This window comes from Stenotrophomonas sp. YJH_SMC_12-1 (genome assembly GCF_059370935.1).
On record NZ_JCAFUD010000004.1, the window covers coordinates 1 to 22701 of the forward strand.

21 protein-coding genes are annotated in these 22701 nt (G+C 66.6%); 5 read left to right on the top strand and 16 right to left on the bottom strand.

Going from position 1 to position 22701, the window contains the following annotated elements; genetic code table 11:
* Positions 1–384: 384 nt before the first annotated feature.
* Positions 385–2157, bottom strand: coding sequence for an EAL domain-containing protein (locus AC5P8Y_RS08325; protein ID WP_184013696.1), 1773 nt, complete (start codon positions 2155–2157; stop codon positions 385–387).
* A 4-nt stretch (positions 2158–2161) separates the two neighbouring features.
* On the bottom strand, positions 2162–4264 hold the full coding sequence (locus AC5P8Y_RS08330) for a sensor histidine kinase (protein WP_495201899.1): 2103 nt from the start codon (positions 4262–4264) through the stop codon (positions 2162–2164).
* Between the two features lie 131 nt (positions 4265–4395).
* Between AC5P8Y_RS08330 and AC5P8Y_RS08335 the strand changes: the two genes are divergently transcribed.
* Positions 4396–7155 carry a bifunctional diguanylate cyclase/phosphodiesterase gene (locus AC5P8Y_RS08335; RefSeq protein WP_111108599.1) on the top strand — a complete coding sequence of 920 codons (2760 nt, stop codon included), beginning with the start codon at positions 4396–4398 and terminating at the stop codon, positions 7153–7155.
* A 4-nt stretch (positions 7156–7159) separates the two neighbouring features.
* Complete coding sequence (locus AC5P8Y_RS08340; protein WP_141097855.1) at positions 7160–7708, top strand: hypothetical protein; 549 nt, start codon at positions 7160–7162, stop codon at positions 7706–7708.
* Positions 7709–7830: 122 nt separating this feature from the next.
* On the opposite strand, the gene AC5P8Y_RS08345 is transcribed toward AC5P8Y_RS08340, so the two are convergent.
* The 8 genes from AC5P8Y_RS08345 to AC5P8Y_RS08380 form a co-directional block, all read right to left on the bottom strand.
* Complete coding sequence (locus AC5P8Y_RS08345) at positions 7831–8337, bottom strand: hypothetical protein (RefSeq protein ID WP_495201900.1); 507 nt, start codon at positions 8335–8337, stop codon at positions 7831–7833.
* A gap of 109 nt (positions 8338–8446) precedes the next feature.
* Positions 8447–8911 (bottom strand): hypothetical protein, encoded by a 465-nt coding sequence (locus AC5P8Y_RS08350; RefSeq protein WP_072166976.1) that lies wholly within the window; start codon positions 8909–8911, stop codon positions 8447–8449.
* Positions 8912–9048: 137 nt separating this feature from the next.
* Entirely contained in the window at positions 9049–9264 is a 216-nt protein-coding gene (locus AC5P8Y_RS08355) for a hypothetical protein (protein ID WP_049397481.1), read from the bottom strand.
* Between the two features lie 98 nt (positions 9265–9362).
* Positions 9363–10553, bottom strand: a complete 1191-nt coding sequence (locus tag AC5P8Y_RS08360; protein ID WP_111188278.1) for a methyl-accepting chemotaxis protein — start codon at positions 10551–10553, stop codon at positions 9363–9365.
* Between the two features lie 163 nt (positions 10554–10716).
* Positions 10717–11331 (bottom strand): high frequency lysogenization protein HflD, encoded by a 615-nt coding sequence (hflD, locus tag AC5P8Y_RS08365; protein WP_005413279.1) that lies wholly within the window; start codon positions 11329–11331, stop codon positions 10717–10719.
* Positions 11328–12470, bottom strand: coding sequence for a tRNA 2-thiouridine(34) synthase MnmA (gene mnmA, locus AC5P8Y_RS08370; RefSeq protein WP_005413280.1), 1143 nt, complete (start codon positions 12468–12470; stop codon positions 11328–11330). The genes hflD and mnmA overlap by 4 nt, the downstream gene beginning before the upstream one ends.
* Positions 12467–12928 carry an NUDIX hydrolase gene (locus AC5P8Y_RS08375; protein ID WP_005409590.1) on the bottom strand — a complete coding sequence of 154 codons (462 nt, stop codon included), beginning with the start codon at positions 12926–12928 and terminating at the stop codon, positions 12467–12469. The genes mnmA and AC5P8Y_RS08375 overlap by 4 nt, the downstream gene beginning before the upstream one ends.
* A 1-nt stretch (position 12929) precedes the next feature.
* A complete protein-coding gene (locus AC5P8Y_RS08380) occupies positions 12930–13400 on the bottom strand; it encodes a hypothetical protein (protein ID WP_033835504.1) in 471 nt (156 codons plus the stop codon).
* Between the two features lie 112 nt (positions 13401–13512).
* Between AC5P8Y_RS08380 and clpS the strand changes: the two genes are divergently transcribed.
* Positions 13513–13839 (top strand): ATP-dependent Clp protease adapter ClpS, encoded by a 327-nt coding sequence (clpS, locus tag AC5P8Y_RS08385; RefSeq protein WP_005409592.1) that lies wholly within the window; start codon positions 13513–13515, stop codon positions 13837–13839.
* 135 nt (positions 13840–13974) lie between these two features.
* On the opposite strand, the gene AC5P8Y_RS08390 is transcribed toward clpS, so the two are convergent.
* Positions 13975–14787 (bottom strand): APH(6) family putative aminoglycoside O-phosphotransferase, encoded by an 813-nt coding sequence (locus tag AC5P8Y_RS08390; protein ID WP_033835505.1) that lies wholly within the window; start codon positions 14785–14787, stop codon positions 13975–13977.
* Between the two features lie 138 nt (positions 14788–14925).
* Between AC5P8Y_RS08390 and clpA the strand changes: the two genes are divergently transcribed.
* A complete protein-coding gene (clpA, locus tag AC5P8Y_RS08395) occupies positions 14926–17208 on the top strand; it encodes an ATP-dependent Clp protease ATP-binding subunit ClpA (RefSeq protein ID WP_033835506.1) in 2283 nt (760 codons plus the stop codon).
* 78 nt (positions 17209–17286) lie between these two features.
* Here the strand turns inward: clpA and AC5P8Y_RS08400 are convergent, their stop codons facing one another.
* The 3 genes from AC5P8Y_RS08400 to aat all read right to left on the bottom strand — a co-directional run bounded on the left by AC5P8Y_RS08400 (position 17287) and on the right by aat (position 18916).
* Complete coding sequence (locus AC5P8Y_RS08400; RefSeq protein WP_184013694.1) at positions 17287–17670, bottom strand: hypothetical protein; 384 nt, start codon at positions 17668–17670, stop codon at positions 17287–17289.
* A gap of 200 nt (positions 17671–17870) precedes the next feature.
* Positions 17871–18089 (bottom strand): translation initiation factor IF-1, encoded by a 219-nt coding sequence (gene infA, locus AC5P8Y_RS08405; RefSeq protein WP_005409596.1) that lies wholly within the window; start codon positions 18087–18089, stop codon positions 17871–17873.
* A gap of 86 nt (positions 18090–18175) precedes the next feature.
* Positions 18176–18916 (bottom strand): leucyl/phenylalanyl-tRNA--protein transferase, encoded by a 741-nt coding sequence (gene aat, locus AC5P8Y_RS08410; protein WP_322534757.1) that lies wholly within the window; start codon positions 18914–18916, stop codon positions 18176–18178.
* Positions 18917–18988: 72 nt separating this feature from the next.
* Here aat and AC5P8Y_RS08415 point away from each other — a divergent pair, with 72 nt between their 5' ends.
* Positions 18989–20257 carry a hypothetical protein gene (locus tag AC5P8Y_RS08415; protein ID WP_184013693.1) on the top strand — a complete coding sequence of 423 codons (1269 nt, stop codon included), beginning with the start codon at positions 18989–18991 and terminating at the stop codon, positions 20255–20257.
* A gap of 123 nt (positions 20258–20380) precedes the next feature.
* Here AC5P8Y_RS08415 and AC5P8Y_RS08420 read toward each other — a convergent pair whose 3' ends face one another.
* Both AC5P8Y_RS08420 and trxB read right to left on the bottom strand, forming a co-directional pair.
* Positions 20381–21505, bottom strand: a complete 1125-nt coding sequence (locus AC5P8Y_RS08420) for a GNAT family N-acetyltransferase (protein ID WP_495201901.1) — start codon at positions 21503–21505, stop codon at positions 20381–20383.
* Between the two features lie 102 nt (positions 21506–21607).
* Positions 21608–22579, bottom strand: a complete 972-nt coding sequence (gene trxB / locus AC5P8Y_RS08425; protein ID WP_005409600.1) for a thioredoxin-disulfide reductase — start codon at positions 22577–22579, stop codon at positions 21608–21610.
* Between the last annotated feature and the right edge of the window lie 122 nt (positions 22580–22701).

Consider the following 22701-nt stretch of genomic DNA (forward strand, 5'->3'; position numbering starts at 1 on the left):
CGGCAACCTCATTGAACCGGGCATCGAGAGCAGGCGGCCAGCGGCCGGCTCTGCCAGGGCTTGTCCCCGGCCTGGGTTCGCGCTTCGGGTAGTGCCGGCCGCTGGCCGGCAATCCCATTGAACCGGGCATCGAGAGCAGCCGGCCAGCGGCCGGCTCTACCAGGGCTTGTCCCCGACCTGGATTCGCGCTTCGGGTAGTGCCGGCCGCTGGCCGGCAACCTCGTTGAACCGGGCATCGAGAGCAGCCGGCCAGCGGCCGGCTCTACCAGGGCTTGTCCCCGTCTTGGATTCGCGCTTCGGGTAGTGCCGGCCGCTGGCCGGCAATCCCATTGAACTGGGCATCGAGAGCAGCCGGCCAGCGGCTGGCTCTACCAGACGGGATCGTTACCGCAGCGGGCGATCCTCGCCGCCATCCCCGCTCTCGGCAGGCGCCGGACCGGCGTTGCTGCGCCGCTGCTCCTCATAGGTGCGGAACGCCTGGTGGATGTGCTTGCGCAGCTCATCGTCGTTCCACGGCTTGGTCAGGAAGCGGTAGATCGCACCACGGTTGATCGCGTCGGTCACCGTGTTCAGATCGGTGTAGCCGGACAGCACCAGCCGGATCGTGTCCGGGTACAGCATCTTCACCCGGCCCAGGAACTCGGTGCCGCTCATGTCGCTCATGCGCTGGTCGGACAGGATCACCTGCACGTCGTTGATCGCCAGCAGGTCGAATGCATCGCGCACGTTGCCGGCGGCCAGGATGCGGTAGCCATCGCGCCGGAACAGGCGCACCAGCGAGCGCAGCACGTTCTCCTCGTCGTCCAGCAGCAGCAGCGTGCGGTCCGGGCGGGTCTCGGCGAAGGCTTCCGGGCGCAGGTAGCGGCGGCGCAGGGTCATGCCGGCGGCATCGGCCGACATCGGTTCGCCGAACAGATAGCCCTGGAACACGTCGCAGTCGTTGCGGCGCAGGAAGCCCAGCTGCGCCTGCGATTCCACGCCGTTGGCAATGACCGTCATGCCCAGCTGGTGGCCCATGGCGATGATCGCGCGTGCGATGGCCGCTTCGCGGTTGCCGGCTGGTGCACTCTTGATAAAACTGCGGTCGATCTTCAGCTTGTCCACCGGGTAACGCACCAGCGCACTGAGGCTGGAATCGCCGGTGCCGAAGTTGTCCAGGCTCAGGCTGATGCCTTCGTTGCGCAGGTTGGCCAGTGTCTCGTGCACGAAATTGACATTGTTGGTCAGCGCGCTTTCGTTGATCTCCAGCGTCAGCATCTGTGCCGGCACGCCCGCGGCCTGGATCAGCCCCATCACTTCAGCGAAGAAGTTCGGCCGCAGCAGCTGCAGGGTGGAGACGTTCACGGCAATGGTGAAGTCGTCGAAGCCCTGGTCGCGCCACAGGCGGGCCTGCTTGAGCGCGCCCTCCAGCACCCAGGTGCCGATCTGCACGATGATGCCCAGCCGCTCGGCGGTGCGCATGAAGCGCTCCGGCACCAGCATGCCCAGCGTGGGGGACTGCCAGCGCAGCAGCGCCTCCATGCCCACCACGTGGCCGTCGCGGGCACTGACCAGCGGCTGGTAGCGAAGCTTCAGCTCGCCGTTGGGGATCGCGTCGACGATCTGGCGCGCGATGATGCTCTCGCTGTGCGCGCTCGGCGGGGTATCCACTGCATGGATGCGCACCGCGTTTCCACCTTCGCGGGCTGCCTGGTACAGCGCATCCTCAGCGTGGTCGAGCAGTCGCGAGGCGTTACTGGCGTGTTCCGGGCACAGGCTCACCCCCAGCTTGCCGGTCATGAACAGCGTGTACGGCAGCACCGACAGGGGCAACTCCAGCTGTTGCCGGATCTCCTCGGCGAAGTCCTCCGGCAGCGGCACGTCGGCGTTGCGCGGGACCGCGATCAGGAACTCGTCGCTGCCATGCCGCCACAGTTTGCCGCGACCGCGCAGGTAGGACTGCAGCCGCTGCGCCACCAGCACCAGCGCCTGGTCACCCACCTCGGCGCTCATGTTCTCGTTGACGGAAGCGAAGTGGTCGATGTCCACGTGCATCAGCATCAGCGCGGTGCCGCCGGAGGCCGCCTCGGCGACCATCGCCTGCAGCTCGGGGTTGCCGGCACCGAGGCGATCGGGTGCATCATCGATGCTGACCGGCGGCTGGTTGGGATTCCACATAGGCTCAGTATTCCGGTGACTCAACGGCGGCCATGCTGGCCGCCTGGTAGGGGAGGTGAACGTCGATCAGGGTGCCTTCGCCATGTGCGGACTCGATGCGCACATGGCCGCCGACACTCTGCGCGCGCTCGCGCATCACGATCAGGCCCAGGCCGCGCGGGCCGTCCGGGTCGAAACCTTCGCCGTCGTCGCGGATCTGCAGGTGCAGGCTGCGCTTGCCGATGTCGCGCAGCTGCAGGTGTACCTGGCTCGCGCGTGCGTGCCGCAGCACGTTGGTCAGGCTCTCCTGTGCGATGCGGAAGCAGGCCTGTTCGATGCTGTTGTCGGGGCGATGCGGCAGGGGCTCGATCTCGGCCAGCAGCTCCACCTGCGAAGAACGGAACAGCACCCGTGCCTGCCAGCTGAGGGCCGCTTCCAGGCCCAGCGCGTCCAGCTGCGGAGGGCGCAGCAGGGTGGAGATGTCGCGCAGCTTGGCTACCGTGGTGTCGGCCAGGCTGACGATCTGTGCCAGGTCCTCGGCGCGGCGTTGCGGATCGTGCTCGTCCTGCGCGGCATGGGCGGACAATTTGATCGCCGTGATCGCCTGGCCGATGTCGTCGTGCAGATCGCGCGAGATCGCGCGGCGCTCGTCTTCCTGCAGGGAGAACAGGCGGCCGGCCATCGCCTGCAGTTCGCGGTTGCTGGTTTCCAGTGCACTGCGCGTCCGTTCGGAATCACTGAGGTCGCGCACGATCAGCAGCTTGCAGTCGCGGCCACCATAGCGAACCTCGCCCACCGCCAGGCCGGCATGGAAGCTGCGGCCGTCGGCGCGCTGCATGGCCACCACGCTGCTGTGGCCGGGGCCCAGGTGTGGCTGCCCAGCACGCAGCTGGCCGCGGACGCGGGCCAGATCACCGGCAGCGACCAGCGCCGACAGCGGCTCACCCAGCAGGGTATGGCTGCCATAGCCGAACAGGCTGGCCGCCCAGGCGTTGGTGTACAGCACGTGCTCGTCGGAGAGGATCACCACGCCATCGGGCAGCACCCGCACCAGTTCGCGGAACTGCTCCTCGCGCTCGCGTAGCAGGCGCCGCGATTGCTCCCGCTCGGTCACGTCCTGCAGGGTGCCCAGTACGCGGCTGCGGCCGGACTCATCGACACCACTGGCGGCACGCAGGTGCACCATCAGGGCGCGTCCGTCCATCGACAGCAGGGGCAGCAGTACGTCGACCTGCACCGGATCACCCGAGCAGAGATCGGCCAGCAGCTGTTCAGTCTGGGTGGCGGTGGCAGGGTCGGCGGGAACCAGCAGCTCGTCGAAGCGGTGCCAGCGGCGGGCTTCCGGCGGCCGGCGGCCAAGCAGTCGGTAGACCTGGTTGGAATAGCGGCCCATGCCGGTGGACGGGTCCAGTTCCCAGGCGCCGATGCGCGCCAGTTCGTGGGCTTCTTCCACCCGCGCAAGCGCCTGGTCACGGCGCAGCTGGGCCAGGTCTTCGGCGGTGCGGTCGATGGCAATCAACAAGCGCGCGTTGTGGCCGTCATAGCTGATGGCGTTGGAGCGCAGTTCCATCTGCCGCAACGAGCCGTCACGCAGCTGCAGCTGGGTGCGCAGGATGCACAGTTCCTCCGGCGCCTCGCGGATCGCCTCCAGCTTGGTCTGCAGCGCCTGGTCCTGGCCTGGCGGCCACAACGCGTCGATGGTCTGCTCCAGCAGTTCGTCACGCTCCCAGCCGAAGGCGGTACAGGCAGCCGGATTCGCATCGAGGATCGCCAGCGTGTCCAGGTCGTAGACCAGGATCGGGCCGGGGTTGCCCTCGAACATCTGCCGCAGGCGCAGCTCCGAGGCCTGCTGGCGCGCATGGGTGTGCAGCACATGCTCGGCCAGCGGCCGCAGCAGCAGGTACAGCAGGCCGGCACTGGCCAGTGCGAAGAACGAGCCCTTCACGCTCTGCCACATCGCCGCCTGCTGCGGATCCGGCGCCAGCGCCTGCACGGCACTGTCGGAAGCGATCATCCAGGCCAATGCCATCACCAGGTAGCTCAGGACCACCCGTCGCCGGTCGCGGCTCAGCGCCTGCGCCATCCGCGGATCGGGTACAAGGGCGGTGCCGGTCGGTTCTGCAGGCATGGACGGGCTGGTTGAAAGGGGCGCCGGCCATCTTACCGCGCAGGTGCGCCCAGACCACTCAATTATCCGCCGCAGGCGCCGTTAACCACTGCGTGCCCCGCTGACGGGCGTGTCATCCGGAGCAAGATCGCGTGGACCAAGGGATCATCGCCAGCCTGCTGCAGCACCCGCTTGCGTCGGCGCTGGTCATCGTCGACCGCACGGGCCGCCCGCTGGCGGCAAATCCGGCTGCGCGCGAGCATGGCCTGCCGGCCACCGTGGCTGCGTATGCGCCGATGCTGGAAGATCTGCGCCTGATGGCTGCCGATGGCGGCATCGTGGCCTGCACGCTGCCGGGTGGCCCGAACGGGCACTACGATGGTCACCTGCGCGCCGTGCACGATGGCGCCGGCAACCTGCTGGCCTTCACGCTGAGCATTCCCGAACCGGTGCCGCTCGGCGGCGGTGGGCGCTGGGAGCTGGCGCTGGACAGTGCCGGCCACAGCCTGTGGGACTGGGACATTCCCAGTGACCGTGTGGTGCGCACCCCGGCAGTGGGCGATGAAACCGCCATCGAGATGCTGGCCCGCGTGCACGGCGAGGACATCGCCCAGGTGCGGGGCGCACTGGACGAGCATCTGCGTGGCTTGAGCGAGCAGTACAGCGCGCAGTTCCGTTTCCGCCAGGCCGATGGCCAGTGGCGCTGGGTACTGGACCGGGGCCGCGTGGTCGCGCGCACCGCCGATGGCCAGCCGCTGCGCATGGTCGGTACCCATACCGATATCGAACAGCAGAAGCAGCTGGAAGGGCTGCTGCAGGAACAGCAGCTTCACCTGATCGAGGCCCAGCGCATCGCCAGCATGGGCAGCTGGTCGTTCGACCCCAACAGTGGTCATTTCTGGTGGTCGCCGGAGCTGCGTTCGATGCTTGCGCTGGAGCAGGGCGCCGTACCCGGCCAGCGGCGCTGGCTGAAGCAGCTGCACCCACGTTCACGTGGCGCATTGCGTGCGGCGTGGCGGCGGTTGTGGCGCGATGGCCGTGCCGCCAATCTCGAACTGGAACTGACCCGGGGCAACGAGCCGTCGCAGCACCTGCGGCTGTGGATGCAGCCGTTGCTGGACATGGACGGACAGCCCAAGCGACTGCTCGGACAGGTGCAGAACATCACCGAGCAGCACCAGACCGACGCGTTGATCCGCTGGCGCACCGAGCTGCTCAACCGCGTCTCCGCGCTGGGCCGCATCGGCGGCTGCGAGATCGAGGTGAAGACCCGGCACATGCAGTGGACCGAGGAGTGCTATCGCATTCACGGCCTGCGCAAGGAACCGATCACCCTCGACCAGGCGCTGGCGTTGTACACCGAGGACTCACGCAACGCCTTCGAAGCGGCGTTGGCGCGCATCGCCAACGGCGGGTTGCCCGAGCAGCTGGACCTGTGCTTCTACCGCCAGTCCGGCCTGCGCGTCTGGGTGCAGGTGCTGATCGAGCTGGACCGCCGTGACGGCCTGCCGCCGCGCTTCGTGGTGCTGTTCCGTGACATAACGCGTGAGCGCGAGGCCAACGAGCGCATCGAACTGCTGGCCCACTACGATCTGCTGACCGGCCTGCCCAATCGCGTGCTGCTTGGCGAGCAGACGGCAGAGGCCATCGAGGAAGCACGTGACCGTGGCACATCGCTGGCGATGCTGTTCATCGACCTGGATGGCTTCAAGACCATCAACGACAGCTTCGGCCACGCCACCGGCGATGCACTGCTGAAGGCCGCTGCGACGCGCCTGCACCAGAACCTGCGCAACAACGACCTGTTCGGCCGCTTCAGTGGTGATGAATTCATCGTGGTACTGCGCGACCTGGCCGAGCCGGAAGACGCCGGCCACGTCGCGCGCAAGCTGATCGCTTCGCTGGCCGAGCCGCTGCGTCGTGGCGAGACCACGTTGAAGGTCGGCGCCAGCGTCGGCATCGCGATGCTGGGCGATGCACAGACCGATTTCGATTCATTGCTGCGTGCCGCCGATGCCGCGATGTACGCGGCCAAGGAAGCGGGGCGCAACACCTACCAGTACTACAGCCAGGACGCATTGGCCCGCATCCAGCGCAAGCTGGAGCTGGAGCATGCCCTGCACGGCGCCATCGAGCGCGAAGAGTTCAGCCTGGCCTACCAGCCGCTGCTGCACGCCCACCACGGCGAGCCGCCGGCGATCGAGGCACTGTTGCGCTGGCACCGCCCCGGGATCGGCTACTGCAGCCCGGCCGAGTTCATCCCCATTGCCGAAAAATGCGGCGAGATCGTGCGGATCGGCGACTGGGTGCTGAATGAGGCCTGCCGCCAGGCAACCGCCTGGGACCGTGCCGGTCTGCGTTTCGACCGCATTGCGGTGAATGTTTCTGCGGTACAGCTGCGAGACCGCGGCTTTGCCGAGCGCGTGATCGAAATCTGCCACGCCCATGGCTGGCCACCGCAGCGGCTGGAGCTGGAACTGACCGAGTCGGCGTTGATCCGTGACACCGACATCCTGCGCCATTGCTTCGACGTGCTGGAACGGCACGGCGTGCCGCTGGCGGTGGATGACTTCGGTACCGGCTTCTCCAATCTCAACTACCTCAACCGCTTCCCGGTGGGGCGCCTGAAGATCGACCGCAGTTTCGTGCAGGGCATGCTGCACGATTCGGGTACGGCCGAAGTGACCCAGGCCATCGTGCACCTGGGCCACGCGCTGGGCATGAAGGTGGTGGCCGAAGGTGTGGAAACGCACCAGGAAGAGGACATGCTGCGCCGCCAGGGCTGCGACGAGATCCAGGGCTACCTGTACTCGCGCCCGCTCAGCCCACGTGACCTGGCGCAGTGGCTGCGCCAGCCACAGCCGGTTTCGCTGCGCACCGATGCCAGTGGGGAAGTGATGCTGGTGCGGTGAGTAGATGATTCCTCAGTTGCGCATTATTTCATCAGCAGGATCGGGCGAGGATTGCGACGCGAAGAGTTTGCCTGTTCGCTTCCGGGAATGGATCGACGATCCTTCCCGAACTAGCGACATGCGCATGGTCGAGATGTTCGTTGTCGTCGCGCTCTGCACTTGGGGTGGGCTCAGTGAGCTTCAGGCACGGCTGCCGGAGGCGCGTTTCATCACGGCCGACGGTAGTTTCGCCAGCGCAATTGCGTCGTTGGTGATCAATTGCTACCTGGTTTTCTACCTCTTCTGCAGAAGAAACGTACATGGCGATCATTCGAAATGTGTGTTTGGAAGTCTCCTGATACTCAGTGCAAGCGTGAACTATCTGAGCTTCGAGCTGCTATCTGATCGGCTGCAGGACATTTCCAGGTGGTTACCTCCTACCGCGTGGCAACTGAACTTCGCGCTGCTCATATCGACCGTCAGGAATGTCATCGCTTTCGGTTTCGGCGCGATTGGCGCGGGGATTGTCTCGGGTGTTCTCAGTCGGCACGGAAAGGGTGTCTCGGATGCCTAAGCAGGCGCCGCATGGCGACCATCCATGCATGGCGTGGATCTACCGCAACCCGCTTTGGTGGGGGCCGACCGTTGGTCGGCACGGATGCCTGTGCCTCTCGATCATCCACGCATGGCGTGGATCTACCTCGGAAAATCCGCCCTCAGCTGCATGCGCAGCGCTTCTACAATGGCCGCATAGCGCCGCTTCTGGACCAGATAGCTGGCCAGGAACAGCGGAAGCACCAGCAGCATCGGCGCCACCACCGGGCGCATCGCCACCAGTGGCAACAGCAACAGCGACAGGATCGCCACGAACCAGCTGCACAGGCCGATCACCCGCACCTCGTGCCGTCGCGCGTTGAGCACGATGCGTCCACGCATCACCGGGAAGTAGCGCAGGCCGAAGCTCGGCGCGAAGCTCTCGCGGAACGCCACGCTGCCATCGGGCAGCGCATGGAAGGCCAGTTGCAGCCATCTGTCCTGGGGCAGGTCACGCTCCAGGCTGCCCAGCGAGAGCCGGGCCTGCATGGCCGGTGACGCCGCGATGCGTTCGTTGAACAGGGTGATGCCCCAGCTGAAATAGCTGGTCACCCACGCCATCAGAAGGACGGTCTCGATCAGCAGGAGTGCGATCAGGGCGATGGCCATCGGTCTTCCATGAACGGGACCGGGTCATCATGCCATGTGGATGGCCGGCGCTAGCACTGCGGGTTCGAGTGCGAGCAACAAGTCACATGCCTTGCCGGATCGATTTGGCTCAATCCTCTTCCGCCAGATCGCTTAGGTCCAGGATCTGCGGGTTGACGCTGCTGGCTACGATGCTTCTGATCAGCCCCGGGCGGCGGCGAAGCGAGTAGGCGCGTATCGCATGGATGGGGCTGAATTCACACATGGGGTAGCGCGAGTGCCCCACGATGACGGGCCTGTTGAAGTTGACGTCCTTTGGGTCATCAAGTGGCAGGGTCCACTTCCCACCGTGTACCAGCCTGACGGTCTCTCCTAGATATCGGGCGAACACGACCCTCAGAGAGTCCCGCTCATCCTCAGACAGCGTGGCTGCCATCAAGTCATGGAGGTGTTCCAGCCTGTCGAGACTTTCGGGGCTGCTATCCAGTTCAATGCCATGCATTTGAGCCTGCGCAACCAGCCATTCTATCTGGCCGTCCATCAACACCAGGAATCGCTCAAATGCCTCGCGGGCTTCTTCCAGATTGAACGTCATGCAGAGGCCAGAGAGACAGGGGAGGAGTGGGCAGTGTGTCCTCTTCCCCTTCCTCAGGCTATGCAACAAATCCTAAAAGGCGACAGGCGAAGCAGAGATTGCAGATGTCGCGGCACCCATCCACGCACGGCGTGGATCTACTTCAGCGCTTCCCCGTCCAACCCCAGGTCCCAGGCCAGTCCCAGCAGCGCCTCGTCCGCCCGCGGCGGGGCCGGGCGCGCGTCCGCCAGCTGCTGCAGTTCGCGGATCTCCTCGCGTGCCACATCCTCCAGCTGCTGCAGCTGCTCACGCACGCTCGCGTTGCGCGGGCGCTCGGTATCGGTGAGGGAGGGCAGGGCGCGGATCAGGGTCATGGTGCGGGTACAGGATGCATCCAACGGCGGGTCACAGGCAAAGGCCCCGGACGAACCGGGGCCTTGCGGGCTGCCGGCGAGGGCAGCGGACATCAGGGTCAGAACAGCTCGACGGTGCCGGCACCCATGCTCTGCTGGGCAACCGGCTTGTGCGGCGGGCGTTCCCATTCGCTGCGCAGTTCGCGCAGGCGGTTGCCGGTGCGCTGCAGGGCCGTGGCGATCTCTTCGTCGAACACGCCGCCATTGCGGTGCAGCAGCTCCTGCAGGGCCACCGCTTCGCGGTTGATCGCGGTCAGGCGGTCCAGGTGGGTGTGCACGCCGCCCAGCGCCTGGGTGGCGATGTCCTCGAACTGCAGGGCGCGCACGGCTTCGGCTACGCTGCCATCGATCGAACGGGCGCACTCGGACACTTCGCGCATGCCGTCACCCAGCGAGGCATTGATCTGCGCGACGTTGTCGAGCATCGCCGCCGCTTCCTGGCGCGCTTCGCGGGAGCGGTCCATGTCACGCGAGGCCATGTGCGAGACCGTCTCGCGCACCTTGGCGATGGCGTCCTTGGAGCTGTGTGCCAGCTTGCGGATCTGCTCGTTGAAGGTGGTCGAGCGCTCGGACAGGTTGCGCACTTCGTCGGCGACCACCGCGAAGCCACGACCGGCTTCACCGGCACGTGCCGCTTCAATGGCAGCGTTCAGGGCCAGCAGGTTGGTCTGGTCGGCGATCGACTTGACGTCTTCCAGCAGCGCGAAGATGCCATCCAGGTGCTGCGCCATCTGGTCGATGTGCTGCACGGTGGTGCTGCTCTGGCCGCTCACCTGTTCCAGCGCTTCGACCAGCTGTTCCATGCGGTGGCTGGCGTGCTGGGCGAAACGGGCAACGTCGAGGCCGGCATTGCCTTCGTCACCGGCGCGGTCGACGATGCGCGACAGGGCCTGGCTCTGCTGGCGCGACTTGCGGTTCATCGCATCGAAGCTGCCACCGAGGCTGGAGACGGCCTGGCGGATCAGGTCGCGGGCGCGTTCCACTTCGCCGCGCGAACCCTCGATCTCGTTGCCGACGAAATTGCGCAGTTCGGTCAGCAGCTGGTCCTGCTCACGCAGGACACGGGCGTGTTCCGGGGAACGGTGTGCCTGGGCGCGGGTGGTCCACCACGCAAAGCCGAGCCAGCTCAGCGTCATCGTGGTCAGGATCGCCCAGCGCAGGGCGGCCGGCCATTCGAAACCGATGGCGAAGGGGAGCAGCAGGGTCAGAGCCAGGGGGGCGGCCAGACGGATGAAAATGCGTGAGTACATGGACGTTCTCGGGAGGTGCACGGAGGATGTATCGGCCGTACCCCCTTTCTCTTTAACGTCGATGTGCCTCGAAGTGCATTCTGAATGCGCCGGTTTTCCGGCGCCTTGGCGGCTTCGGGGTCAGGGCCCTTTCCGTGCCGGAAAGGGATCCGACCCCACACCCTCAGGCCAGCTGCCGGTCCACGGCCTCGATCATCGCCTTGCGGCTGAACAGGAAGTCCCAGTAGCTGCCGCCCAGCTGCCGCCACAGCACCGCAGCGCGCACCGCGGCCAGCAGCAGGGCGCGGATTTCGGCCACCACGCCAGCCTGGCCCAGGTAGTGTGGGTTGCCCTGCACCATGACCCGCGGCTTGAGGTGGCTGATGGTGTCGGCGTAAAGGCCTCCCAGATTGGCCAGCACGTCCGGGTGGCCGCTGTCGCCCAGTTCGGTGGCCTGGCGCTGGGCGCGCTCGATGCCGGAGGCGACCTTGTTCACGGTGGCGCCATCCTGAACGAAGCGGCGCTCCAGCTGCAGCACCGACAGGGCCAGCTTGGGCAGGATCGGGTCCTGGCCCTGGCTGCGGAAGTAGTTGTGCAGCAGGCGCAGGCCGGACTTCAGTGCATGGCGGTCACCGAACACCTCCTGCGGCGAGGACGCATCGACACGGAACACGCTGTCCACGGCGGTGCGCACGGCGGCGGCGTCGGAATGGCCGGTATCGGCGATGCGGCGTACCTGCTGCAGGGCCTGGGCAATGCCGGCCAGGGCCAGGACGCGGTCGTCGACAGTGAAACTCATGCAGCGATTACCTCAAAAGGGGAAGGGGTGGTGCGCAGGCGCTGTTCCAGCGGCGCATCGGTGGCGGCGATCACCGCGCCACCCAGGCACACGTCACCGTCATACAGCACCAGCGATTGACCGGGGGTAACGGCGCGCTGCGGGCGCGCGAAGGTGACCAGCACGCTGCCATCGTCCAGCACCTGGACCGTACACGGCTCATCGGGCTGGCGGTAGCGGGTCTGGGCGGTGCATTCGAAGCGCCGTGCCGGCGGCGAACCGGCGATCCAGTGCGCGGTTTCCGAACGCAGGCGCTCGGACAGCATCCACTTGCTGTCGCGGTCCTGGTCCACGTACAGCACGTTGCTGGCCACATCCTTGCCGACCACGTACCACGGCGCGGCCGGGCGTCCACGCACGCCGCCGATGTTCAGGCCCTCGCGTTGGCCCAGGGTGAAATAGAACACGCCAGGATGTTCGGCGATCACGCTGCCGTCGGCCGGGTCGAGGATCTGGCCGGGCCTGGCCGGCAGGTAGCGGCCGAGGAACTCGCGGAAGTCACGCTCGCCGATGAAGCAGATGCCGGTGGAGTCCTTCTTGGCGTGGGTCGGCAGGCTGACGTCACGCGCGATCCGGCGCAGGTCGGTCTTTTCCAGGTCGCCGATCGGGAACAGGGTGGCCGCCAGCTGCTCCTGGCCCAGCTGGTGCAGGAAGTAGCTCTGGTCCTTGGAACGGTCGGCGCCGCGCAGCAGCAGCCACTGGTGGCCGCGCTGGGTCACTCGTGCATAGTGGCCGGTGGCGATGCGCTCGGCGCCCAGCTCGCGGGCGGCATCCAGGAAGTGCTTGAACTTCACTTCGCGGTTGCACAGCACGTCCGGATTCGGGGTGCGCCCGGCGGCGTACTCGGCCAGGAAGTGCTCGAACACGCCCTGCCAGTACTCGCTGGAGAAATCGCGGAAGTGGAATGGGATGCCGAGCAGGCCGCAGACGGCCACCGCATCGCGGCGGTCGTCCTCGGCGCGGCAGTCGCCGCTGCCATCGTCGGCCCAGTTCTGCATGAACAGGCCGGCCACGGCTTCGCCCTGCTGTACCAGGCGCCAGGCGGCGACCGAAGAGTCGACACCTCCGGAGACGCCCACCATCACGCGCGGCGTGCTCATGCGACCTCCCGGACCAGCGAAAGCGGATGGCGCTGGCCACCCAGGTAATCAGCCACCACCTGCCAGACCAGCGGGCTGCGCTGGCGCTCGCCGGCGGCCTGCAGTTCGGCCGGGGTCAGCCACAGCGCGCGGTCGATGCCGGTGTCCAGTGGCTGCGCCGGGTCGTGCGAGACCGGGCGCGCCGCGTAGCAGAATCGCAGGAAGGCGGTGCCGTCGCCGGCAGTCCACTGGTAGCAGCCGATGAAATGGGTCAGCTGCACCGTCCAGCCGGTTTCCTCGCGGGTCTCGCGCAGGGCTGCCTCGGCCAGGCTTTCGCCCGGCTCGAGGTGGCCGGCCGGCTGGTTCAGCACCTGCCGGCCATCGATGGTCTCTTCAACCAGCAACACGCGGCCGCCGTCGACCACCACCGTGGCGACGGTGGCGTGCGGTGCCCAGCGCGGGTCCGGCGTGGCGTTCAACTCAGAACTCGTCCTTCTTGGTCAGTTCCAGCTCCATGGCGTCGGCGGTGCGGATGGCCGCATCGATGGCGTCGCTGAGCTGCTCGGCAGTGGCATCGGCGTCGATCTTGACCACGAACATGGCGGTGGTGTCCTGCTTTACCCAGCCGCCCATCTTGGCATCCTGCGAATCTTCCAGCAGGCGGTTGGCCACGGCCACCGGGAACTGCTTGGTCTTCGCGTTGTAGGCCGGCGACCAGATCTCGCGGATGTTGTGGGTACCGAAATCTTCCACCGACGAACGCACGTAGACCATCTGGGTGCGGTCACCCTCGACGTCGAAGACCATGCGGTAGTCGCCGTCCTCATCGACTTCGTAGGTGTAGCCCAGCTTGTCCAGATGGCGGGCCACGGCCTTGTCGGCGTCTGCGGCGGCAGCGGAGCCGGTGGCAGCCAGAGCGATCAGGAAGGCGGGGAGAAGGGTCCTTTTCATGAAGATCCTGTGAAACAGTGTTGAGAGAGGGTGCAATTGTGACGGTGGGCGTGCGTGCCGTCCAATCTGCAGCAGGCCGACGCAGGCGCGCCCGAGCCTCTATAATGGCCCGATGCCCCATGAGTCTTCCCCCGATTCCCAGCACGAGCACGGCGTCGCCGTAGAGGCCGCGCGCCCGGAAGTGGCGCCGCCGCCGTTCTACCAGGTGATGCTGCTCAATGATGACTACACCCCGATGGATTTCGTGGTGGATGTGCTGCAGCAGTTCTTCAGCATGGACCTGGACAAGGCCACGCAGGTGATGCTGCACGTCCATACCCGCGGCCGCGGCGTGTGCGGGGTGTTCACCCGCGAAGTGGCCGAGACCAAGGTCGCCCAGGTCAACGAGTACTCGCGGATGAACCAGCACCCGCTGCTGTGCACGATGGAAAAGGCCTGACCAGCTGCCGATTCTCGTCCGGGCACATCGATCCCGGATGGGTGTGCCCACCAAGGTGGGCACCTACCAAGGCAGAAGCCTGTATCGACCGTGGATGGGGCGTGCCCACCAGGGTGGGCGCCTACGGGGTGGGTTTCACGCTTCCGCCAGCGCCTCCAGGGCCATCCGGGCGACTGTCTCGTCGATATCGGCCGGGTCGCCGTCATCCCTGAACCACACCGCCGACAGCGCAGTGCTGGCCGCGATCCAGCGCAGCAGGCGTGTGCGTTCCAGTTCGGCCAGCGCACAGACCTGCTCAAGGCGGATCGCAAACCGCTCGGGCCGCGTCGCAACGTGGATGCCCGGACCACAGAGGTCCGGGTTGCTGAACATCGTCGTGTAATCGAACGCACGGTCCCCCAGCAGTCGCTTCGGGTCGATCGCCAACCAGCCGCGCGGGCCGAAATCCAGCACATTGTCATGATGCAGGTCGCCGTGCAGCGGCCGGATCTCCTGTTCGTCACGCAGCAGCCCCTCCGCCAGTGATCTGCACTGTTCCAGCAGTGGCGGCAGCACAGCCCTTGGCTGCAGCAGGTCGGCGAACCATGTACGCAGGCAGACCAGTTCCGCTGGCGGCGCGCTCCGTGGCCGGTGCAGCCGCTGCAGGACCTGGCACAGGATCGCGGTGCAGGCGTCATCGTCGCCCTCGATCGAGCGTTGCCGCAGCGAGTCACCGCGGGCACGCTCGATCAGGATCGCAGGCCCCTCGTGGGCCAGCAGGCGGGCGGCGCCATCGCCGTTCCACCAGCGTAGCAGGCGATGGCTGTTCTGCTCCTCGGTCTCGCTGCTGATCTTCAGCATCGCTGGCTCGCCCGCAGCGGTCAGCACCGGCCAGAGCCGGGCGTGGGGCGTACGGATGGCCGGGCCATCACGCCGCAATCGCCAGCGGCTCAGGTAGGGTTCGCTCATGCTGGGTGGGCTGTCCTGGAGTGAATGAAGATCAAGCGATCTGTACTGCTAACGCCATCTGAACGCAGCAATCCGCTAGGGTGATGGAAATCGCGTAGTCAGGCCGCATATTGTCCCCATCTGCCGCCGGAGTAATCCATGTTCAGCAAAGACCTCGAACACACCATCGGCCAGTGCTACAAGCGCGCCCGTGAGGCCCGGCATGAGTTCATGACGGTCGAACACCTGCTGCTGGCACTGCTCGACAACCCGTCAGCCCAGGCCGTACTGAAGGCCTGTGGTGCCGATGCCGACCGCCTGCGCCAGGAGCTGGAGCAGGCCATCGAGGCCTCCGTGTCCCGCCTGGCGGAAGACGATGGCCGCGACACCCAGCCGACCCTGGGCTTCCAGCGTGTGCTGCAGCGGGCCGTGTACCACGTGCAGTCCTCGGGCAAGAAGGAGGTCACCGGCGCCAATGTGCTGGTCGCCATCTTCGGCGAAAAGGACTCCCACGCCGTCTATTACCTCAACCAGCAGGATGTGACCCGGCTGGATGTGGTCAATTACCTGTCCCATGGCATCGCCAAGCTGGGCGATGAAGGCGAGCAGTCTTCGTCCCCGGAGGGCGAGAGCCGCATGGAAGGCGGGGAGGGCGAGCCCAAGGGAGATGCCCTGACCGAATTCGCCAGCAACCTCAACGACCAGGCCCGGGCCGGTCGCATCGACCCGCTGGTGGGCCGTGCCGACGAGATCGAGCGCACCATCCAGGTTCTGTGCCGCCGCCGCAAGAACAATCCGCTGTACGTCGGTGAGGCGGGCGTAGGCAAGACGGCCATCGCTGAGGGCCTGGCCCGCCGCATCATCGAAGGCTCGGTGCCCGACGTGCTGGCCGACGCGGTGATCTACTCGCTCGACCTGGGCGCACTCGTGGCTGGTACCAAGTACCGTGGCGACTTCGAGAAGCGCCTGAAGAGCGTGCTGACCGCGCTGAAGAAGGTGCCCAACGCGGTGCTGTTCATCGACGAGATCCACACCATCATCGGTGCCGGTTCGGCGTCGGGCGGCACCATGGATGCGTCCAACCTGATCAAGCCGGCGCTGGCGTCGGGCGAGCTGCGCTGCATCGGCTCGACCACGTTCCAGGAATACCGCGGCATCTTCGAGAAGGACCGCGCGCTGGCGCGCCGCTTCCAGAAGATCGACATCGTCGAGCCGACGGTGGGCGAGACCTACGAGATCCTGCAGGGCCTGAAGTCCAAGTACGAGCTGCATCACGGTGTGACCTACTCCGACGAGGCCCTGCAGGCCGCAGTGGACCTGTCGGTGAAGCACATCGGCGACCGCCTGCTGCCGGACAAGGCCATCGACGTGATCGACGAGGCCGGTGCCCGCCAGCGCCTGCTGCCCGAGGACCAGCGCAAGGAGCTGATCGACGTCGAGGAGGTCGAGGCGATCGTGGCCAAGATGGCGCGGATCCCGGCCAAGCAGGTCAGTGCCACCGACAAGGATGTGCTGCAGCACCTGGAGCGCAACCTGAAGATGGTGATCTTCGGCCAGGACCCGGCCATCGAGACGCTGTCCTCGGCGATCAAGCTGGCCCGTTCGGGCCTGGGCAACCCGGAAAAGCCGATCGGCAACTTCCTGTTCGCCGGGCCGACCGGTGTCGGCAAGACCGAAGTGACCAAGCAGCTGGCGTTGCAGCTGGGCATCGAGCTGGTCCGCTTCGACATGTCCGAGTACATGGAGCCGCATTCGATCAGCCGCCTGATCGGCGCGCCTCCGGGCTACGTCGGTTTCGACCAGGGCGGCCTGCTGACCGAGAAGATCGTAAAAACGCCGCATTGCGTGCTGCTGCTGGATGAGATCGAGAAGGCGCATCCGGACATCTTCAACATCCTGTTGCAGGTGATGGACCGCGGTGTGCTGACCGATACCAACGGTCGCGAAGCGAACTTCAAGAACGTGGTGCTGGTGATGACCACCAATGCCGGCGCCGCGCAGGCCTCGCGGCGGTCGATCGGCTTCACCAAGCAGGACCATGCCACCGACGCGATGGAGACCATCCGCCGCAGCTTCACCCCGGAATTCCGCAACCGTCTTGACGCGGTGGTGCAGTTCCAGGCGCTGGGCTTCGAGCACATCCTGCGCGTGGTCGACAAGTTCCTGATCGAGCTGGAGATGCTGCTGCAGGACAAGCACGTCAGCCTGTCGGCCACCCCGACCGCGCGCGACTGGCTGGCCCATCATGGTTTCGACCCGCTGATGGGTGCCCGTCCGATGGCCCGCGTGATCCAGGACAAGATCAAGCGTCCGCTGGCCGACGAGCTGCTGTTCGGCAAGCTGGTCAACGGCGGCAAGGTCAGCATCGACGTGCGCGACGACGAGCTGGTGGTCGAGACCCAGGCCGAGCCGGAGCGGCTGCTGCCGGTCACGGTGGAATGAGCTGACGCCGCAGGCTTGGCGTGAAAGACTGGAAATGACAAGGGCGGCTTCGGCCGCCCTTGTCGCATGCACTGCAACTCAACGCCCCTGCTGCGCCAGCCGCCTGAAGGTCGCCGCATCGATCGGTTCGATCCGGGTCACGGTGCAGTGGTTGCTGTCGGTTTTCAGTGTGCTGCGGGCATCGCCGCAGATCCGTTCAGGGGTACTGGGCGTGAAGAAGACATAGCTGGCCGAGGCGGCAGCGCCCAGGCAGCGCTTCTGCAGGTGCACCCGATAGTGGTTGTCGCCGTCGCGCAGCAGCACCTCGCGTTCCGTGCTGGAGGGGCGGATATCGCGATTGGCGCCGAGGGCAATGCACTCGGACGCCTTGGAGGGCTTGCTGGGTTCAGCGGCGAATGCCGCCAGGGGGAGGCTGACCAGCAGAACTGCCGGCAGCAGGACGTGCGGGAGCAGGGCGTTCATGATCGGGAGGGGGTGGCGATCCGGACTGGATCGGATCCCACGATGCCGCGGCTGCTGCAGGCGCGAATCTGCCGCAAGCGGGGCTGACCGACGCCACGGTGAGCTCGGTCACGGTGACCTCCGGCAGGGCCGGATTCCGGGCATGACAAAAGGCCAGCAACCAGGGCTGGCCTTGTCGAGTGGCGCCAGGCGCCGACCGCTTACTTCATGCGGTAGGTGATACGACCCTTGGTCAGGTCATACGGGGTCATTTCAACCTTGACCCGGTCACCGGTGAGGATGCGGATGTAGTTCTTGCGCATGCGGCCGGAGATATGGGCGATGATTTCGTGCCCATTTTCCAGGCGAACGCGGAAAGTGGTGTTCGGCAGCGTCTCGCTGACGGTGCCCTCGAACTCGATGGAATCGTCTTTCGACATGTAGTCCTGTGCGGTTCAGAAAACGGCCACGCTGGGCCTAAGGCGCGGTATTTTACGCGTGACGGCGCCAGCTTGCAAAGTTTGTGTTAACCCCCGGCCAAACGCCGTGCTGGCAGGCGTCCAACCGCTTGGGTCCACGGGCCTTCCCGGCCGTCACCGCGCACGGCCCGGCGCACATGCTGCAGGAATTCCTCGCGCGGAAGGTGCTCGGCGCCCATCCGCAGCAGGTGCGGATTCTCCACCTGGGCATCGATCAGTTCCCAGCCCCAACCATGCAGGGTGGATGCCAGGGCGGCCAGGGCGATCTTGGAGCCGCCGCTGGCACCACTGAACATGCTTTCGCCGAAGAACATCGACCCGATTGCCACCCCGTAGATGCCACCGACGAGGGTCTGCCGGTCCCAGACTTCAAACGAATGGGCGAAGCCCAGGTCGTGCAGCTGGCCGTAGGCCTCGACCATCGCCGGGCTGATCCAGGTGCCGTCCTGGCCGGGCCGCGGTGCTGCCGCACAGGCGCGCATCACGCGGCTGAAGGCGGTGTCGGCGGTGACCTCCCACGTACTGCTGCGCAGCTGGCGGCGGAACCGGCTGGACAGATGCACGCCCTCGGTGCGGAACACCATGCGCGGGTCCGGCGACCACCACAGGATCGGCTCGCCCTCGCTGAACCACGGAAAGATGCCGCCAGCGTAGGCATTGAGCAGGCGCACCGGGTGCAGGTCACCGCCGACGGCGAGCAGGCCGTCGGGCTGGCGCAGCGCGGTCTCGGCCGGCGGGAAGGGGGCGTCCGGCGCATCAGCCAGGCGCCAGGGCAGCTGGCGGGTCATGCCCTCATTGTATTCGTCGTGGTGACCGCTGATGTCTGGCACCATCAGCGTCCAACGGCAAGGAGCCCACGCATGAGTGACGCGATCACCGCCATCCTCGATGTGCACGACAACCCGCGCACGTGCAACGACAGCCAGAGCATGCTGCTGGCGCTGGCGACTGAGCAGCCGGGTCAGCTCGGTGCGCTGATGCGGCTGGCCCTTGCCCGGCGTTCACCCAGCTCGGCCTTTCTCGACATGACGCTGGATCTGCTGCCCGACGAAGCGGTTGCGCCGGTCTGTGCCGAGGCCTGGCGTCGCTATCGTGATGGTGAGCGCGGTGAGCTGCTGGCCAGCGTGATCGAATTCGCCAGCTACCAGGCGCCGCAAGTGCTGCAGGACGACTGGGAAGCCTTGCTGGCGGTGGCCATTGAAGATGAGCTGCAGCTGGCCTCGCAGGTGTGGCGGGGCCTGCCGTCTGCCACTGCCGTGCAGTGGGCGCAGATTCTGGCCGAAGCCGATGACGATCGCGAAATGGCGCGGGCCAGGGCGCTGCTGCTCGCGGCGCAGCCCGAGAGCTATGCCGTTGCCCGCGGCTACCTCGCTGACTGGGGCGCGCTGGATGCTGAGGTCTGGGCGCATTGGGCCGGCGTGGCCGATGGGCCGCTGCCGCGCCGCCTGCATGGGGAGCGGCCGCTGCACATCCGCTTTGGCCGCGAGCAGCATCGCGCGCAGCAGGCGGACGAACCGAGCTGGCGCAAGCGTATCTGGCGCCTGCACCCGACCTGGACTGGTGGGCAGGTGCACCATGCGGGGCAGATGGGAGGACCGCTGGAAGCGTTGTGTGGCAGCTGCCATGCATCGCTGCAGCGCCTGCTGCGAACCGACGCTGCCGCGCTGCAGCCGGGCGCGGCGGGTGAGATCACGCTGGGCCTGTGCCTGGACTGCTGCGGCTGGGAAGACCCGCCCGTGCGCTTCTATCGCCACGATGCCGTCGGCCTGCCCAGCTGCCACCCCAGCCAGCGTCTGGAGGTGCCGGCCACGCCGACCGACAGCGGTGACCTGATGCGTGCCGAGATCGGCCTGGTCGCCATGGATACCCTGCGGTGGCAGCAGCAGGACTGGGGCCAGTCCAACCATCGGCAGAACCTGTCGCGCGTGGGCGGCGCGCCCAGCTGGGTGCAGAGTGCCTGGTACCCGGCGTGCATCGATTGCGGCGAGGAGATGCCCTTCGTGATGCAGCTGGATTCGACGCTGCCCACCACGAGTGAGGGCACGCTGCTGTGGGGCAGCGGCGGCATGCTCTATACGTTCTGGTGTGCGAAGTGCCGGGTGAGCGGACACTTCTGGCAGTGCACCTGAGCGCAGCGCCCTCGCCATTGTCCTGATAGGTGCCAACGTTGGTTGGCGCGCCCCACTGCCCTGGTAGGTGCCAACCCTGGTTGGCACGCTTCTCGGCGCCGCGCCAGTCGAGCCAGCTCGGCACTACGGCTCTACGCGGAACGGCCCATGCCCCTGCAGCTCCTGCTGGTAGCGCCGCACATCGCGCCGTTCCTGCCGGCACCAATCCTGCAGTGCTTCTGCGAAATCCGCATCAGCCACCCAGTGCCGGCTGCGCACCAGCGTCGGCAGGAAGCCCCGCGCCAGCTTGTGCTCGCCCTGTGCACCCGGTTCGAATCGGGTCAGCCCTTCGCGCAGGCAGTATTCGATACCCTGGTAGTAGCAGGCCTCGAAGTGCAGGCCGGGCAGGGTGGCGCCGCCCCAGTAGCGGCCGTACAGGGTGTCGCCACCGCGCAGGCACAGCGCGCCGGCAATCGGCTCGCCGTCCTGTTCGGCCAGGAACAGCACCAGCCTGCGGCCCAATGAAATGGCCAGATGGCGCAGGAAGGCCTCGGTGAGCGCCGGAGCGTTGCCGTACTCGAGGAACGTCTGCAGGTAGAAGCGATACATCGCCTGCAGGTCGGCACGGCTGGCTTCATCGCCGTGCACCACGCGGAAGGTGATGCCCTGGCGGGTGACCTTGGCCCGTTCCTGGCGGATGTTCTTGCGATGCTTGTGGTTCATCGCGCCAAGGAACTGCTCGAACGTGACCCAATCGCCCGGGTTCTGCCACTGGAACTGCACGTCTTCGCGCAGCAGCCAGTCATCGCCGAACAGCGCCTCGTCCACTGCGGTGTGGAAGTTGATATGGGCCGAGGACACGTCCAGTGCCGGCAGCGCCTCGCGCAATGCCGACAGCAAGGTGGCGCGATCTGAATCGTGACGGGCCAGCAACCGCGGGCCGGTGACCGGTGAGTACGGCACCGCGCCCAGCCACTTCGGATAGTAGTCGCGGCCATGACGGGCATACGCGTTGGCCCACGCATGGTCGAACACGAACTCGCCGTGCGAATTGGTCTTCAGGTAGCCCGGAATGGCGCCGACCAAGCTGTCGCCTTCCCAGAGCGTGAAGTGCCAAGGCCGCCAGCCCCAGTCCTCGCGCAGGCAGCCGTGCTGTTCAAGGCCTGAGAGGAAGACGTGGCTGACGAAGGGGTTCTGCCTGTCGTGCAGGGCATCCCAGTCGGTGGCGGGGATGGACTGCAGGGAGTCGAGGAAGCGGGGGGAAGGCATGAGGGAAGGATAGGGCAGATGAAACAGAAAGGCCGACGCACTGGCGTCGGCCTTTCATCCGGAGTCGGGCGTGGCTCGGCCCTACAGGAGCGGGTCAGCCTCTCAGCTGGCCTTGCCCTGCGCGTCCAGGTAGCGCTCGGCATCCAGCGCGGCCATGCAGCCGAAGCCGGCCGAGGTGATCGCCTGGCGGTAGTGCTGGTCGGCCACGTCGCCGGCGGCGAACACGCCTTCCACCGAGGTCTGGGTGGCATTGCCGCCCAGGCCCGAACGGATTTCCAGGTAGCCGTTGTTCATTGCCAGCTGGCCGTCGAACAGGGTGGTGTTCGGGTGGTGGCCGATGGCCACGAAGAAGCCGTGGGCGTCGATGTCGCGGGTGCTGCCGTCCAGGGTGGACTTCACGCGCACGCCGGTCACGCCGGCATCATTGCCCAGCACTTCTTCCACCTGGTGGTGCCAGACGGTCTCGATCTTGCCTTCGGCCACCTTCTTGAACAGCTTGTCCTGCATGATCTTTTCCGCCTTCAGTGTGTCGCGGCGGTGGACCAGGTAGACCTTGCGGGCGATGTTGGACAGGTACAGGGCCTCTTCCACGGCGGTGTTGCCGCCACCGACCACGACCACGTCCTGGTCGCGGTAGAAGAAGCCGTCACAGGTGGCGCAGGCGGACACACCGCGGCCCTTGAACTCGTCTTCGGTCGGGATGCCCAGGTACTTGGCGGTGGCGCCGGTGGCGATGATCAGCGCATCGCAGGTGTACTCGTGGCTGTCGCCGATCAGCTTGAACGGACGCTGCGACAGGTCGGCGGTGTGGATGTGGTCGAAAATGACCTCGGTCTCGAAGCGCTCGGCATGGGCCTGCATGCGCGCCATCAGGTCCGGGCCCATCAGGCCGTGGGCGTCACCCGGCCAGTTGTCCACCTCGGTGGTGGTCATCAGCTGGCCGCCCTGCTGCAGGCCGGTGATGACGACCGGCTTCAGGTTGGCGCGGGCGGCGTAGACGGCGGCGGTCCAACCGGCCGGGCCGGAACCGAGGATGACGAGGCGCTGGTGGCGGGAGGGCAGGCTGGTGCTCATGTAAACTCGCGAAAAGGTAGATGGGACAAGGCGCTGGCGATGTTTGCGCAGCATCCTCGGCTGGTCATAGAGTGGCGGCTGGGGCAGGGCGATTCAAGCCGATGAACGGAACGCCGTCATCC